Here is a 17,100-nt window from a genome sequence, read left to right on the forward strand (position 1 = left end):
AGTAAAAAATTCACTCTTATTGTCATTAATTCTACTTTAACAGATTTACAATTTTGAATATGAGTAATTTATATCACGCTGTCGTTTTAAATGCCGGTCATAAATTCTATCAATCATTTGTTCTTCGGTCATCTGTTTATAAAGTTTAAAAGTGATAAATTCTTTAATATCACGAGCCGATAGTAAAGGTAAATCATCAAAGCAATGCAATTTTTCTTTTAAAATAAATGACGAGACCAAAAAGTTTAATGCAACCTGGTGTTGCCATGCAAGCCATTTTCGTGTCTGAAACTGGTCTAGCCCGAGTATCTGTTTTGATTCTTTTATGCAATGTTCTACAAAGTACCGTTGTGCTTGCATATAGGCTATAGCTTTCTTAGTGTATTGTTCAAGATTAGCATTGGTAAAAGAATATTTTATTTCGTCCTTGCCTTCTTTGGTTTTCGTTTTACGGATAACCAGTAACCTTTGCTCTACTTGCATTTTACTGTTATTGATTATCCAAAGCTTTATAAAATGATAGTCAGCTACAAGAACTCCTTTGGCTGTATTACGAACACTAATACGCTGCCAATTTTCGTCATTTAAAGTCTGTAAATATTTTGATACACTTAATTCGTCTGTAGTTGCTTTTAATTTCTTGGGTTCACGACCCTTATTGCTTTTTCGCTCGGGAATAGCCAAGTCAGGACGTTCCAAATATATTTTTTGGTCTTTATGGATATCCAGCATGTACAGATAACCAAGCAAATCTATGCTGCTGGCAAAATCCACATCGTTACCATAATAACCATCGCCTCCAATAAAATCGAAGATGATGCCATTGGTTACTTGCTGGCGAATAATTTCTAATGCCAGTTCGAGCTTAGTTTTAAATGTTCGGTGCTTTACAGGAACGCCTGCTTTTTCGCATCTTGTCTTGTCGTCACACCAAGCCTTGGGAAGGTATAGTCGGGCATCAACCATTGATGCAAAATCCCCATTACTTAAACAAGCAAATACCGCAACCTGACTATTTGATAGTTTCCCTACATTCCCACAATATTGATGTCCAACGCCTACGCTATGGTCGCCTTTTTTTACCCAACCACTTTCATCAATAATCAATCCTGTAAGTTTTCTTTTGGGTAAAACCTGGCTTACTTCCTGGGCTACTTGATTTATCAAAACTCGATGATCCCAGTTAGACTCAGTTATAAAGTGCTGCATTTGATGGTAGTTAGCTCCCAAATCTTCGCTTATTCTTTCAATATTGCGCATCTGACTTTGTATTATTCCTAATGAATATTGCTGTGCTTTGTCAAAGAACTTCTTTGTTGAATTACAAAATACATGCTGATAATCATTAAGGTGAACACTAACTCGCTCTATTACAGAGGTCAGTGTTTTTCCATATCGATTATTATTTTTACGTTGTATTAAACATTTTTCGGAACGATAAGCCTGTTTTTCTGTGCATTGAAGATACTGAATTTCCTTGAAATATCAATGTTTACAAGGGTTTTGTTTAATCTGTTAAAGTAGAATTAAGTTTAATTGCAAAATTATTTCTTTCAATTCTTGTATCATATATCCTATTTTCAATCATTGATAAGTCTTTCAAATCTGCAATTAAAATTTCTATTTTATAAAAAGAGAATCCAATTAGCATTAATCCAAGCATAGGAAATAAAACAAGAGGTCCAAACTTGTATCTATCGATGTAAATTAAATCCGAAATTTTTTTAGAAAAATTCATTGTAGGTCAAGTTTTCGTTTTTTCAAGGTTGCGCCCAACGGTACGCCAATATGAGCAGGCTGGGATTAAAACCATCAACCCAAAAAACCAGCGATACCGCGGATTAAATATACAAACTTTTCTATTTCTGCAACACCCAGCTTGCTTATATTGGCTGTTATAGCCTGGTGGCGGCGTGTTAAAAGCGCAAAGCTATATGGGCGCACAAGGTTTGGAACATCATTTTGCCCCCGGAACCGGATTTAATTGCTATCTCATCTATCTGCCGGGCATTTAATAGCTGCAGGACTTGTCAGGGTGCAAAGCAAAGTGGCGGAAAAGTTGTTTCAAAAACCATTAGCCAAACCATTGGCTCAGAGGCTGAGTAAATGGTTATTATTCAGCAGACAAAAGGCTTTATTGCCAAAAGAGCCAAAGCTTACTCATGGTTTTGGAATTGGTTTTTGAACTTTACCCAAGTTTTGTGACACTTTGCAATCCGTTACAATAGCGCTCCAATTAAATGAAGGGGTGGGACTGGGGCATGCAAAATGTGTTATCAAACCGGAGCTAACTTAGATGCACTATCAGTAAAATGACCTTAAAATTGGCAGGTGACACTTGGCTGTAACGGTACGCCAATATAAGCAGGCTGGGAATAAAAGCACCAACCCAAAAAACCAGCGATACCGCGGATTAAATATACAAACTTTTCTATTTCTGCAACACCCAGCTTGCTTATATTGGCTGTTATAGCCTGGTGGCGGCGTGTTAAAAGCGCAAACCTATATGGGCGCACAAGGTTTGGAACATCATTTTGCCCCCGGAACCGGATTTAATTGCTATCTCATCTATCTGCCGGGCATTTAATAGCTGCAGGACTTGTCAGGGTGCAAAGCAAAGTGGCGGAAAAGTTGTTTCAAAAACCATTAGCCAAACCATTGGCTCAGAGGCTGAGTAAATGGTTATTATTCAGCAGACAAAAGGCTTTATTGCCAAAAGAGCCAAAGCTTACTCATGGTTTTGGAATTGGTTTTTGAACTTTACCCAAGTTTTGTGACACTTTGCAAGCCTTAAAATAGCACACCAATTAAATGAAGGGGTGGGACTGGGGCATGCAAAATGTGTTATCAAACCGGAGGTAACTGAAAAGCACAATCCCAATAATGACCTTAAAATTGGCAGGTGACACTTGGCTGTAACGGTTGACAATATAAATCGGTTGGGTTTGCGGGCCGCGTTCCTGTCCACCGACAAGAAAGCTGAAGCGGGAACCAAACCCTCGCAAACCATTGTGCCCCAACTGTTTTATATTGTGTGTTGTGCTTTCGTGCATTATTTAATACTTTCTGGTTATTGTCTACAGTTAATGAATAATATCAAATCCTTTTTCGTAATAAGACCTAATGTGATAAATATATTCACTTTGATCAAATAAACTTAAATCTTTAACCAAATAATTATAAGTCGAAGAATAAATATGTTTAGGAAATATAGTTAAAGCATACAACATCGCCTCATTGAATCTCTTAAGATCTTCTTTATTTAGGTTATTCTCTGCATAATAATAAAGATCTCCAAACCATTTGCCTTGATACTGAATTAATAATGAACAAAACAGTCTATAGCTTATATCGCTTTTTAGTCCATTTTTCGATTTATCAACAAAATCATAGCAAATGTTTTTAATCTGCGGTTTGAAGGCTGAATCAGGAAAGTACCTAACAGCTCTAATAAATTGATTTTTAGAATCTGGTTTGCAATACAAAGTTTGTATTAATTCAATATCTTGCTGTTTTCTGTATTTAGCAAGAAGAGTAAATATTGAATTAGAAGTTGTTGTATCTAATGCTAATTTCCTCACCCTCTCATAATATTCTGCTTTAGGTTTAGTACTTGCAAGCGTTCCAGACTGAAGCGCCCTATTCCTGCCATCACTATATAAACATATACTATCAATTATATCTTTTTCTTTCTCAGATAAATTTACATTATAGACATTTTCAAAGAAAGTTAAAGTGAAATCATATATCTCGTTATCTTGAACAATTATGCAACTAGGTCTGAATATCCTTTTTAACAATAAGGGCTCCTTTTGTAAGAGATTTATATAATTCTCAGCCAGTATTGGCGATTTCCTCTCGTATAAAACTTCAAATGCAAAAGCTACCAACATTGAATCAGATGAATTTATTAAATAAATTAATTCATTTTCGGTAATTGATTCTTTAAGCCAAAAAAGTTTTCTTATATTTTCAGTATATTTTTTAAAATCTGCTTTTTTATAGGGGCTTGAAATTTCGAAATTAAATGAATCGAATGAATTGATAGTATCTAATATAGTAGTTCTTAGACCTTGCGAGTGTCCTGATAAATTTATCAAGAGAATTGAAATAATTATTATAAAGGCTGTTTTTTTCATAAATAAAAATCATTTAAGATTAGAGTTACTGTTTGACAATACTAAATCTAATACCCCCAAAAACTTCATTTATAGTTTTAAACTGAATTTACAAAGTACTGTTTTGAAATGTGAAGATGTCCAAAAGCATGAAGCACAACGGTTGATAACAACGAGACGTGCGCGGAGCGCGAAGTGATCACCTATCAGTGTACACTAACTTTATTTACGGGCTGTAACACTTGCTACACATGCCTTGACCCGCATGCTCGTTGTTATGTGTTGTGCAGTCGTGCAAAAAGTTATTTGTAATCTATTTTAGATAAATGACTACTCTCTTTTTTAATTTTGTCAGATTCTTTAATTGTTATCAAACTATATACTAACCCAGTAATAAATATTACTTTCCAAACTACTCCTTGAACCAAAGAAATTGGCTGGATTATGGCAATCAAAGCGTAAAAAATAATTAACAATATAAGTGGTATTAGTATAGAGATAAATGGCTTTTTCTTTGCTATAATACCAAAGAATAAGAATATAAATCCAATAAATATTCCTATACCAATTTGTACACCCCCATTTGTAACTTCTGAATATTTAAGTATGGGCAATAAAATATTAAATGCTGCAATTACAAATAAAATTATTCTTGCATTTCTAATATTTTCTTTTGTGTCTGAAATCTTTCCTTTTTTTAATATTTGGTGAGCAACAAAATGTGATTTTTCTTTATCTGTTCCTGAAAATGGGTAGCCACAATTTCCGCAATTATCAGGTTGTTGTTCATACTCAGTCTTACATGTCGGACATTTAATCATTTCATTCATGTTTGATAAATTTACATTTAGAATTTAAGTCTTTAATATTTCAAAAATAAATACAAAAACAATTTTTTTTAGTTGGCAGAAAGCTTCTCTTGCATGCGGCACAACGGTGGTGGTATGAGAAGCTGCCGATTGCGGGCGAATGAATTATCAAGCTACACAAGTGTTGATGCGGGTGATGAACCTGCAAATTGCGCAACTCCCGGCAGTTTTTTATACCACGTGTTGTGGGTAGTGTTTTTATTTCAAGAATTCTTTCCAATCCTTCAAATTGTTAAACGCTGCATCACTAAACACAAAATAGCATAAGTGATGAATAGTTTTATTCTTTTGCTCATTATTCGCATAATCAAATCTGATTAAGCTATTGACATAAAGGTCTTTTTGCATTATTATTCCAAAATCCTTTGTCCAAAAAACTAAAACGGCACTTTCATTAACCTTTTTATTGAATACTAAAAGTCTATATACAAGAATTTTCTTGTCGTTATATTCAAAGTTTTTATTATCTATATATTTGACTTCAAATGAATTTCTTATTTCATTTCTTGAGTTTTCATCATTGCCATCCTCGTCGTAAAATCCATTTTCATATGTAGCTGTTTTCAGCTTTGTATTAACTTTCATTTTTATATTAAAGTATCCGAATGATTCATAGTAATAAATACTATCCGAATTGCTTGATTGAGTAATTATAAGTGTATCTGAGCTAAAAATAGTCGTGATTCTTGAGTTAAACTCATTGTAATTGTAAAAAACAACTTTATGTTTTTCTTGTGAAAAAATCACACTGCTATAAAGCAAAAAAATAAAAATCAATGTAGTTATTAGTCTCATTTTCGTGTCGTTTTTTAACATTACCCACAACGGTTGATAACAACGAGACGTGCGCGGAGTGCGAAGTGATCACCTATCAGTGTACACTAACTTTGTTTACGGGCTGTAACCCTTGCTACACCTGCCTTGACCCGCATGCACGTTGTTATTTGTTACCTGCAGTTTTTGATGATTTTATTTTTAAAAATTATTGGCATTGAATCAAAAATATAATTTTCTTGAGGATTTGTTTTATTAAAGACTAATTCAATCTCAGGTTTGATTTCTTTTTTTAAATTAGAATATGACGTAACACATTTGTTCCCATCTAAATCTATATATTCAAGAAAGTGTTTAAAATATTTATCATCCGATTGAGCTGAATTATCTTCAATGCTCTTAAAACATCTACCTATTGTATAAACTCCATTTGATAGAATTTTTGATTTATTTTTTCCCCATAAAATACCACTTATTAAAACTATTAGCCCAGCTATTGGCAGAATTATAAGACTTAAAGCTAATAATCCAAATGGCGATTTACGTAAACCTGATATCTTACTAATATTGTAATTTTTAGATTTAACAATTACTTTTACAATATCTCCAACTGAATAGATTTTATTGGTGCCATAAGCCTTATCCCTTAATACAACGTCATTTACAATATAGCTATAGCAATATTCATAAATTGGCTCATGGCTATTCTCATCTCCATAACCGAACATAGTTTTATTAACTTTTACTATTCTGCCTTCAGCTATAAAAGTTTCTCCCCAATCTAAGATAAAGCTGCTTCTATTAAATGATTGAATAATCACAATTGTAAAGACTAATCCAATTAAGAAAAAAAATAGGCCAAATAGCGTCTTGAAATTTAAAAGAATTAAATACTTTTTAATCTTTTTAAATTCAATGCTATCAATATTTAATTCTTTATTATTCACAGTATTAAATTCAATCAAACAATAAATTAACCTTTCGCCAAAATAAATGGGGTAAATGGCATTAACAGAATTGCAGGTAACGTTTGATGGTAGGGTTTCGTGCGGGATTTCGAAGCTGTTTCTTTTCAGTTTACTACCTACCTTTTTTACGAGCCACAAACGCCCGCAAACCTCCAAAACCCGCATGAACTCTACCATTTGTTAGCCTTAGTTTTTCTGTAATATTCATTAATCAAATCTATTGATTCCAAAACAATCCTAAAACTTTCTTTACTTGAAAAATCATAATGACTTTTAGGCTCATATACCTCAAGACCCCATGATTTTCCATTAGAATAAGTCACAAATACTTCAGAAATTCCATCAGAAATCTGATGCCTTGTTATCGAACCATCGGAATTAACAATATCACTATTTAAATCATCAACCGATAAATGGAAAAGTCCTTTATTTATGAGGGAATCAATCAAGATTACAAAATCTGAATAGTCGGCAGTGATTTTTCGCTTCACCTTGATTCGGTCATTTTTTTTCTTTTTAATTCTACTTTAACAGATTTACAATTTTGAATATGAGTAATTTATATCACGCTGTCGTTTTAAATGCCGGTCATAAATTCTATCAATCATTTGTTCTTCGGTCATCTGTTTATAAAGTTTAAAAGTGATAAATTCTTTAATATCACGAGCCGATAGTAAAGGTAAATCATCAAAGCAATGCAATTTTTCTTTTAAAATAAATGACGAGACCAAAAAGTTTAATGCAACCTGGTGTTGCCATGCAAGCCATTTTCGTGTCTGAAACTGGTCTAGCCCGAGTATCTGTTTTGATTCTTTTATGCAATGTTCTACAAAGTACCGTTGTGCTTGCATATAGGCTATAGCTTTCTTAGTGTATTGTTCAAGATTAGCATTGGTAAAAGAATATTTTATTTCGTCCTTGCCTTCTTTGGTTTTCGTTTTACGGATAACCAGTAACCTTTGCTCTACTTGCATTTTACTGTTATTGATTATCCAAAGCTTTATAAAATGATAGTCAGCTACAAGAACTCCTTTGGCTGTATTACGAACACTAATACGCTGCCAATTTTCGTCATTTAAAGTCTGTAAATATTTTGATACACTTAATTCGTCTGTAGTTGCTTTTAATTTCTTGGGTTCACGACCCTTATTGCTTTTTCGCTCGGGAATAGCCAAGTCAGGACGTTCCAAATATATTTTTTGGTCTTTATGGATATCCAGCATGTACAGATAACCAAGCAAATCTATGCTGCTGGCAAAATCCACATCGTTACCATAATAACCATCGCCTCCAATAAAATCGAAGATGATGCCATTGGTTACTTGCTGGCGAATAATTTCTAATGCCAGTTCGAGCTTAGTTTTAAATGTTCGGTGCTTTACAGGAACGCCTGCTTTTTCGCATCTTGTCTTGTCGTCACACCAAGCCTTGGGAAGGTATAGTCGGGCATCAACCATTGATGCAAAATCCCCATTACTTAAACAAGCAAATACCGCAACCTGACTATTTGATAGTTTCCCTACATTCCCACAATATTGATGTCCAACGCCTACGCTATGGTCGCCTTTTTTTACCCAACCACTTTCATCAATAATCAATCCTGTAAGTTTTCTTTTGGGTAAAACCTGGCTTACTTCCTGGGCTACTTGATTTATCAAAACTCGATGATCCCAGTTAGACTCAGTTATAAAGTGCTGCATTTGATGGTAGTTAGCTCCCAAATCTTCGCTTATTCTTTCAATATTGCGCATCTGACTTTGTATTATTCCTAATGAATATTGCTGTGCTTTGTCAAAGAACTTCTTTGTTGAATTACAAAATACATGCTGATAATCATTAAGGTGAACACTAACTCGCTCTATTACAGAGGTCAGTGTTTTTCCATATCGATTATTATTTTTACGTTGTATTAAACATTTTTCGGAACGATAAGCCTGTTTTTCTGTGCATTGAAGATACTGAATTTCCTTGAAATATCAATGTTTACAAGGGTTTTGTTTAATCTGTTAAAGTAGAATTAAATATTTATTGTCAAAAATCTCTTATTGGTTTGTGGAAAGGTACAGACGAACAAGGGGAGGTAGGATATTTAAGTTTTGATTCTGTTGGTTATGCTATGATTATTATTCAGAATGATACATTAGGCGGGAAAAAACAAACTGGAAGCGAAAACAAACAAGTTCTAACTTATCAAATAGATACTAATGTAACTCCAATAACTATAGATTTTATTGCATCTCTATCTGATACTAAAGAAGAACTTGGTCGATTACTTGGCATTATTGAATTTATAAATGAAAAGAAAATGAAAATAAGATTAAACTTTGACACTTCTGAAAGACCAAAGGATTTTTTACCTGTTGGAAATATTGATACAATGTTAATGGAAAAATATGAATAACGGCACACAACACATAATAGCGAGCATGCGGGCTTCAGTGGTTTGCAGGCCTCACCTCTCGTAAACAAAAGCATTGTAAACTGATAGGTGATCACTGCGCCAACCACGCACGACTCGCTATTATGAAACCGTTGCGTGCAATGGCATCAAAACCGTGACACCTGGAAATCGGATGAAAGTAAAGTACACCGATAGGTATCCTTCGGGATTGTGTGAACCGATTCAAATCTGACTTGGTAGCCCGGCATAAGTTTCTACTCCGTAGTTAGCGTTCTGCATCAGGATTCCTATCGCTGCACTTTTATTTTGATTTGACCTGCAAGAAATCAATGATGCTGATACCATTTGGACTCAACGCTCGATAGGATTTGAGAAGTTTGTTATGATTTGCTACTGGATATGTTTTTAACGTATGAAAACTCTATGATTTAATGATTTAAGAGTTATTGGGAGAGCCAATTCTGACGAGCCTCGCTCCTACTCGTATTGTGACTTCCAGTGCAAGTAGATAAGTCAGACACAAATTGACTTCTGGCTGCAAGTAGATTTTTATGCGCTGATTTTTAAAGGCTATCGAAAACGTGAGATTTCTAAAAATTAAGCTGCCATCGGGATTTAAAATTGTAAAAGACATTAACTAACCGTGGATATTTGACCTTCATTATCTATTTGGACAAAAGGACAAAATTTTAAAACAAAAACCCACTGCACGCAACAAGCAGTATACGCAATACGGGTTGTTTTGCTATATTTGGGCTATGTACAAGCAATCAACATTCAGTAGTGCTGACAGTAGGGCTTTCCAAAATTCCCGCACTGCGCATACTGCTGGGCGTTAGGTTGCATAAAAACCTCAGATACTACAATAATTATCAATTAAATAATAAACTATGAGAAAACTAATGACATTATTATTGATTTCATTTTCAATAGCTGGGTTTAGTCAAAAATACCTAAAATCTTATGACCCTTATACTGCTAAAAACGGACATGTTTATAAAGTTGGTGATAATATTTATATCACTGAGCCAAAAAACTTTAATAATGAATTTTTATCATTATACACCAACAAGGGTTTAACATCAAAAGCAGATGTATTATATATTTACACAAGTTCGACAGGTGAAAAAACAATCTACGATAGACGATTTAAAAGTTATCCTATTAGATACTTTCTAATACAGCCTGATGGTAAACATATAGCTGCATTAGAAATCAATACACTATTTAATTCTACTTTAACAGATTTACAATTTTGAATATGAGTAATTTATATCACGCTGTCGTTTTAAATGCCGGTCATAAATTCTATCAATCATTTGTTCTTCGGTCATCTGTTTATAAAGTTTAAAAGTGATAAATTCTTTAATATCACGAGCCGATAGTAAAGGTAAATCATCAAAGCAATGCAATTTTTCTTTTAAAATAAATGACGAGACCAAAAAGTTTAATGCAACCTGGTGTTGCCATGCAAGCCATTTTCGTGTCTGAAACTGGTCTAGCCCGAGTATCTGTTTTGATTCTTTTATGCAATGTTCTACAAAGTACCGTTGTGCTTGCATATAGGCTATAGCTTTCTTAGTGTATTGTTCAAGATTAGCATTGGTAAAAGAATATTTTATTTCGTCCTTGCCTTCTTTGGTTTTCGTTTTACGGATAACCAGTAACCTTTGCTCTACTTGCATTTTACTGTTATTGATTATCCAAAGCTTTATAAAATGATAGTCAGCTACAAGAACTCCTTTGGCTGTATTACGAACACTAATACGCTGCCAATTTTCGTCATTTAAAGTCTGTAAATATTTTGATACACTTAATTCGTCTGTAGTTGCTTTTAATTTCTTGGGTTCACGACCCTTATTGCTTTTTCGCTCGGGAATAGCCAAGTCAGGACGTTCCAAATATATTTTTTGGTCTTTATGGATATCCAGCATGTACAGATAACCAAGCAAATCTATGCTGCTGGCAAAATCCACATCGTTACCATAATAACCATCGCCTCCAATAAAATCGAAGATGATGCCATTGGTTACTTGCTGGCGAATAATTTCTAATGCCAGTTCGAGCTTAGTTTTAAATGTTCGGTGCTTTACAGGAACGCCTGCTTTTTCGCATCTTGTCTTGTCGTCACACCAAGCCTTGGGAAGGTATAGTCGGGCATCAACCATTGATGCAAAATCCCCATTACTTAAACAAGCAAATACCGCAACCTGACTATTTGATAGTTTCCCTACATTCCCACAATATTGATGTCCAACGCCTACGCTATGGTCGCCTTTTTTTACCCAACCACTTTCATCAATAATCAATCCTGTAAGTTTTCTTTTGGGTAAAACCTGGCTTACTTCCTGGGCTACTTGATTTATCAAAACTCGATGATCCCAGTTAGACTCAGTTATAAAGTGCTGCATTTGATGGTAGTTAGCTCCCAAATCTTCGCTTATTCTTTCAATATTGCGCATCTGACTTTGTATTATTCCTAATGAATATTGCTGTGCTTTGTCAAAGAACTTCTTTGTTGAATTACAAAATACATGCTGATAATCATTAAGGTGAACACTAACTCGCTCTATTACAGAGGTCAGGTTTTTCCATATCGATTATTATTTTTACGTTGTATTAAACATTTTTCGGAACGATAAGCCTGTTTTTCTGTGCATTGAAGATACTGAATTTCCTTGAAATATCAATGTTTACAAGGGTTTTGTTTAATCTGTTAAAGTAGAATTAATTACATGATAAAAATCGACTGAATTGTCTCGATATGCAAATAGCCGATAATTAATATTAGAATACCAATAGTTGTCTTCATACTTAATCAAGATGAAATCGTAGTCTCTAAACTTCTTGTTTTTATCGATACCTATCAAGATATCCGATTTAAAATCATTCGATATATCAGGAAATCTATATTGTGCTAAAAGATTTGCCGATAGAAAAAGACTTATCAATATAATTGTCTGTCTCACGAGAGTAATTTAAAAGATAGAACTATTAAAATCTCATTATTTCTTACTATTCATAAAATCCAAAAACGGTTTCGGATTATTTCCACGATAATTAAATGATGCAATCAAACCATCAAATATCGGTTGATAGGCTTTATAATCCTCTTCGGTCTTTGCTGAAAATGAAAAAATAATAAATGAATCGTCCGTTTCGGAATAAAGAACTTCTTCTCTATATCTGTCTGGGAGATTTGAAAAGGAGTATAAAACTGCATTTCTAAGACCGCCAGTTATTTCAATAGGAAGTTTGTTATAAGTGAAATCGGGATATTTTTTATTGAACTTATCCAAATCGCCTTTAATAAAATCGAAAAGGCTCTCATCGGATTTTACTTTGTCATATCCATTTGCATAACAATAATTAAAGTGTGATTTACCAATCTCTGTCTTCGGATAGAAGAAACAAACCAATCCAATTGTTTGAGCAGATTCTTTATCATTTATCCAACCATTTGGAGTTTCAATTGTAAAAATATGCTTGTCACCATAAACAACATTTATTTCAGGTGATTTCTCATTTTGTCCAAACGAATATTGAGAAATCAATCCAGTTAAAAATACTATTATAATTATCAGTTTATGTTTCATGCTTGATGTGAATTTTCTAAAATTAAGGCTAACGGGCCGCCAATATGAGCTGGCTGGGATTAAAACCACCAACCAAACAAACCAGCGATACCGCGGATTAAATATACAAACTTTTCTATTTCTGCAACCCCCAGCTTGCTTATATTGGCTGTTAGTGCTAGTTATAGGACACCTAAATCAAAATAAGAAATAGAATATCATGCCAACTATACACCCATATAGAAGTCCTGTTATTATATTGTATTTAAATCTCAGTTTTTTAATTTCATTTTTTTGGGATTTTTTAATCTTAAAAAGTAGACTTGGAACAGGTATCAATGCCATTTTATAAAATAACCAAAAATCAACAACTTGAGAATTTTTCAATATTAGTTTTATGCTATAATCAAGATGGTTTTGATGAGAAGTAAGTATAATAAAAATAAAGATGATTGTTGATAAAATATATTCTTGGTCACTTGATGTTAGTACCATAGATAGGTATACGGCAGATAAAATCGATATGGCTAATATGTTATAGAGAATTTTTTTTTTCTGCTAATTCGAATGGTTGCTATGTTTTCTTTAACCTCAAAACTATAGTCTTTTAATACTTCGTTAATAAGTCCAAAAGCAAGTTTGAAATTATCCAGATATAAAGGCTCTGAAATATAAAGGCCAACCCTTAAAAAGAGATATAATAAAGCAACTAATAAAGGGCATATCAGAAAGCCATAAATACCACTTGCAACAAATATCAAAGTGCTTGTGATGCCTAGACAGAGCAACATCATAAACTTTGTAAAAACGGTAAGTCTAACAGTTAAATCAACTTTTGTTTTTCCCTCATGACAATTATAGCTACCTATTAATTCAAAGAGACTGTATATAAACCTATCTCCAGAATAATCAGGGATCAGTATATTATAAGGATGATTAATAGTAAATGTCTTTGCCTCTACTACACCTTTTAATCCTCGTATGGAATCTTTATTCCTCTCAGAGAACTTTGATTTGAACTTTCTGCGAAAATCTTCTTCTGAAAAATTCAAGTCAAGACTATATTTCTTTTTAAGTAGGTATTTCATTTTTAATTAGCACTAACGGTGGTGGTATGAGAAGCTGCCGATTGCGGGCGAATTATTTATCAGGCTACACAATTGTTGATGCGGGTGATGAACCTGCAAATTTCACAACTCCCGGCAGTTTTTTATACCACGTGTTGGGTGTATGTGCCTTTTCTTATGTGCTTTTTACTCTTTCTTTTCTCTTTGTCAGCCTTAATGTAATCACTGATCATTTTTTCTCTTTTTCTGTCAATGGTTTTGGGTCAACAAAGAAATCAACTTCCAAAGGTTCTCTAATCAATCCCATAGTATTTAATTTTTAAAATATTTATCAATCAACTTTAACGCAGAATCCGTATTGATAACCATTAAATGGCCACCAACATTATTCGCTCCAAGTGTCTTTTCATAATGCTCAATTAATTGAGTTTTTGAGGTAAATGAAACATAACCATCAAATCCACGATGAAATGATATTCGACATACAAATGCAACAAGATTTCCTGGTACTCCTAAATACACTTTATTTCGACCAAGATTAAAATGAGCACTTTCAATCAGGTGCATATAAACATGGTCTTCTCGTTCAGTTATACTTACCAATCCCTGGATTATGTCTGGATTTCCTGTAATTGTCAGTTTATAAACGTCACGATCAGGTTGTTGGTACTCGTTTTTCCAATTAAATAGCCATCCGTTTTTCTTTGTAATTGATTTTAAGTCACTTTTATCAATCAACGTAACGTCTGTCTGAAAGCTATCTCCCGTTATGACGTTCTCAATCGAATTAGTCAATTTATCAATCTCTATATCAATATATTGAGGATTCTGTTTCATAATTCAAATTTACCAAAAATCAACGAGAATTTAGCAAGTTTGTGAGGTTTTTCTGGCATTACACCCAACGGTACGCCAATATGAGCAGGCTGGGCTTAAAACCGCCAACCCAAAAAACCAGCGATACCGCGGATTAAATATACAAACTTTTCTATTTCTGCAACCCCCAGCTTGCTTATATTGGCTGTTATAGCCTGGTGGCGGCGTGTTAAAAGCGCAAAGCTATATGGGCGCACAAGGTTTGGAACATCATTTTGCCCCCGGAACCGGATTTAATTGCTATCTCATCTATCTGCCGGGCATTTAATAGCTGCAGGACTTGTCAGGGTGCAAAGCAAAGTGGCGGAAAAGTTGTTTCAAAAACCATTAGCCAAACCATTGGCTCAGAGGCTGAGTAAATGGTTATTATTCAGCAGACAAAAGGCTTTATTGCCAAAAGAGCCAAAGCTTACTCATGGTTTTGGAATTGGTTTTTGAACTTTACCCAAGTTTTGTGACACTTTGCAATCCGTTACAATAGCGCTCCAATTAAATGAAGGGGTGGGACTGGGGCATGCAAAATGTGTTATCAAACCGGAGCTAACTTAGATGCACTATCAGTAAAATGACCTTAAAATTGGCAGGTGACACTTGGCTGTAACGGTACGCCAATATGAGCAGGCTGGGATTAAAACCATCAACCCAAAAAACCAGCGATACCGCGGATTAAATATACAAACTTTTCTATTTCTGCAACACCCAGCTTGCTTATATTGGCTGTTATAGCCTGGTGGCGGCGTGTTAAAAGCGCAAAGCTATATGGGCGCACAAGGTTTGGAACATCATTTTGCCCCCGGAACCGGATTTAATTGCTATCTCATCTATCTGCCGGGCATTTAATAGCTGCAGGACTTGTCAGGGTGCAAAGCAAAGTGGCGGAAAAGTTGTTTCAAAAACCATTAGCCAAACCATTGGCTCAGAGGCTGAGTAAATGGTTATTATTCAGCAGACAAAAGGCTTTATTGCCAAAAGAGCCAAAGCTTACTCATGGTTTTGGAATTGGTTTTTGAACTTTACCCAAGTTTTGTGACACTTTGCAAGCCGTTAAAATAGCATTCCAATTAAATGAAGCGGTGGGACTGGGGCATGCAAAATGTGTTATCAAACCGGAGCTAACTTAGAAGCACAATCCAAAAAAAGACCTTAAAATGGCAGGTGACACTTGGCTGTAACGTTTTATGGTAGGGTTTCGTGCGGGATTTAGAAGCTGTTTCATATCAGTTTACTACCTGCTTTATTTACGAGCCAAAACTGCTCGCAAACCGCTGAAACCCGTATGAACTCTACCATTTGTTGGCGGTAGTTATTATTCATTTTCCATCCAATATTCTTTCCATAATTCAATCTTTCCAGTTTTCCTATCATACAAAATCTCAAATGTAATTTTAAATCTTTTTTTCGGTAAATCTAAATATGATAATCTTAATGGTTTTATGGCTTTTTTTATAGTCATTCGGCATTTTCTGTCATCTGTATTATTCCACCACCAATCATCAATCTTTTCTCGAAAAGTTTCACCTTCCCAGTCTACCCATGCTTTCTTTATTTTTCCTCTTCGATTAAAAGTCAAAATATATTTTTCATCACAAAGCATGAACCAAGGAGTCGTTATAGTATCCCAACTCACATTTTTTTTCACATAATAAAATAATGTGTCTTGAACTTGCTTAGAAACTTCCATTTCTTTCTTGTGAAATCTAATCTTGTCTGCGATTTTCCTATTTGACTTTATTCTTTCTTTTATTTTAATACCTTTCTCAAATGTAAAATACTGTTCTTCTTCATAAATTGAACCATATCCCATATGTATATATTGGACTAATTCACCTTTTGGAGCCATAATGTCGCCTGTAAACCATGATGCAAAAACAGAATTATTTTTATAATTCTCACCAAACATTAAATCCAAATCAGCGTCTCTAATGTCAGTGCACCAGTCTCCTGAATGACAGCTTGTGATAGCAGTCAAGAATAAACTATCATTTCGTAGTCTCCAAATGGCTTTATATCCTCTCCAGCATGCAGTAGAACCACAGCCCTTTAATCCAATTATCTCTCGATTGTTAACTTTTTCGAAATATTGCTCAAGCGGATTCGCAAAAATTGCAATCGTATCATTATCAATAACCAAATAATCTGGAACTTGTCCTGTCGAGAAGCATAATTCTGAAATTGAAACCAATAATAATAATCCAATTATTCTTTTCATAGTTTTTTTACGTGAGACAAATCAAAAAATCGTTACCCCTAATTTCTGTCGCAGGTATAATTACCGCCAACGGTACGCCAATATGAGCAGGCTGGGATTAAAACCATCAACCCAAAAAACCAGCGATACCGCGGATTAAATATACAAACTTTTCTATTTCTGCAACCCCCAGCTTGCTTATATTGGCTGTTATAGCCTGGTGGCGGCGTGTTAAAAGCGCAAAGCTATATGGGCGCACAAGGT

Annotated in this window: 15 protein-coding genes; 2 read left to right on the plus strand and 13 right to left on the minus strand. The window is 34.3% G+C overall.

From position 1 onward, the window contains the following. Positions 1-45 precede the first annotated feature (45 nt). The 8 genes from IPM71_15650 to IPM71_15685 all read right to left on the minus strand — a co-directional run bounded on the left by IPM71_15650 (position 46) and on the right by IPM71_15685 (position 8,480). Positions 46-1,260, minus strand: a complete 1,215-nt coding sequence (locus tag IPM71_15650) for an IS701 family transposase (GenBank protein ID QQS52862.1) — start codon at positions 1,258-1,260, stop codon at positions 46-48. Between the two features lie 247 nt (positions 1,261-1,507). Next, on the minus strand, positions 1,508-1,738 hold the full coding sequence (locus tag IPM71_15655) for a hypothetical protein (GenBank protein ID QQS50989.1): 231 nt from the start codon (positions 1,736-1,738) through the stop codon (positions 1,508-1,510). Between the two features lie 1,345 nt (positions 1,739-3,083). Then, a complete protein-coding gene (locus IPM71_15660) occupies positions 3,084-4,139 on the minus strand; it encodes a hypothetical protein (protein QQS50990.1) in 1,056 nt (351 codons plus the stop codon). Between the two features lie 281 nt (positions 4,140-4,420). Beyond that, complete coding sequence (locus tag IPM71_15665; protein ID QQS50991.1) at positions 4,421-4,948, minus strand: hypothetical protein; 528 nt, start codon at positions 4,946-4,948, stop codon at positions 4,421-4,423. Positions 4,949-5,185: 237 nt separating this feature from the next. After that, positions 5,186-5,782 (minus strand): hypothetical protein, encoded by a 597-nt coding sequence (locus IPM71_15670; GenBank protein ID QQS50992.1) that lies wholly within the window; start codon positions 5,780-5,782, stop codon positions 5,186-5,188. A gap of 152 nt (positions 5,783-5,934) precedes the next feature. Next, positions 5,935-6,708 (minus strand): DUF3592 domain-containing protein, encoded by a 774-nt coding sequence (locus IPM71_15675; GenBank protein QQS50993.1) that lies wholly within the window; start codon positions 6,706-6,708, stop codon positions 5,935-5,937. Between the two features lie 191 nt (positions 6,709-6,899). Next, a complete protein-coding gene (locus IPM71_15680; GenBank protein ID QQS50994.1) occupies positions 6,900-7,220 on the minus strand; it encodes a hypothetical protein in 321 nt (106 codons plus the stop codon). A 45-nt stretch (positions 7,221-7,265) separates the two neighbouring features. Further along, complete coding sequence (locus IPM71_15685; GenBank protein ID QQS52863.1) at positions 7,266-8,480, minus strand: IS701 family transposase; 1,215 nt, start codon at positions 8,478-8,480, stop codon at positions 7,266-7,268. A 299-nt stretch (positions 8,481-8,779) separates the two neighbouring features. On the opposite strand from IPM71_15685, the gene IPM71_15690 reads away from it, so the two are divergent. Next, positions 8,780-9,130, plus strand: a complete 351-nt coding sequence (locus IPM71_15690; GenBank protein ID QQS50995.1) for a hypothetical protein — start codon at positions 8,780-8,782, stop codon at positions 9,128-9,130. A gap of 890 nt (positions 9,131-10,020) precedes the next feature. Continuing rightward, positions 10,021-10,389, plus strand: coding sequence for a hypothetical protein (locus IPM71_15695; protein QQS50996.1), 369 nt, complete (start codon positions 10,021-10,023; stop codon positions 10,387-10,389). On the opposite strand, the gene IPM71_15700 is transcribed toward IPM71_15695, so the two are convergent. From IPM71_15700 to IPM71_15720, 5 genes are all read right to left on the minus strand, one after another. Continuing rightward, positions 10,378-11,592 carry an IS701 family transposase gene (locus IPM71_15700; protein QQS52864.1) on the minus strand — a complete coding sequence of 405 codons (1,215 nt, stop codon included), beginning with the start codon at positions 11,590-11,592 and terminating at the stop codon, positions 10,378-10,380. The genes IPM71_15695 and IPM71_15700 overlap by 12 nt on opposite strands. A gap of 543 nt (positions 11,593-12,135) precedes the next feature. Next, positions 12,136-12,726: a hypothetical protein gene (locus tag IPM71_15705; protein QQS50997.1), complete on the minus strand. Its 591-nt coding sequence runs from the start codon at positions 12,724-12,726 to the stop codon at positions 12,136-12,138. Between the two features lie 506 nt (positions 12,727-13,232). Next, positions 13,233-13,793, minus strand: coding sequence for a hypothetical protein (locus IPM71_15710; GenBank protein QQS50998.1), 561 nt, complete (start codon positions 13,791-13,793; stop codon positions 13,233-13,235). Between the two features lie 291 nt (positions 13,794-14,084). After that, a complete protein-coding gene (locus IPM71_15715) occupies positions 14,085-14,612 on the minus strand; it encodes a hypothetical protein (protein ID QQS52865.1) in 528 nt (175 codons plus the stop codon). Positions 14,613-15,954: 1,342 nt separating this feature from the next. Further along, positions 15,955-16,857 carry a hypothetical protein gene (locus IPM71_15720; protein ID QQS50999.1) on the minus strand — a complete coding sequence of 301 codons (903 nt, stop codon included), beginning with the start codon at positions 16,855-16,857 and terminating at the stop codon, positions 15,955-15,957. Between the last annotated feature and the right edge of the window lie 243 nt (positions 16,858-17,100).

The sequence above is a fragment of the Bacteroidota bacterium genome (assembly GCA_016699695.1).
In the GTDB taxonomy this organism is placed as follows: Bacteria; Bacteroidota; Bacteroidia; order Bacteroidales; family UBA10428; genus UBA10428.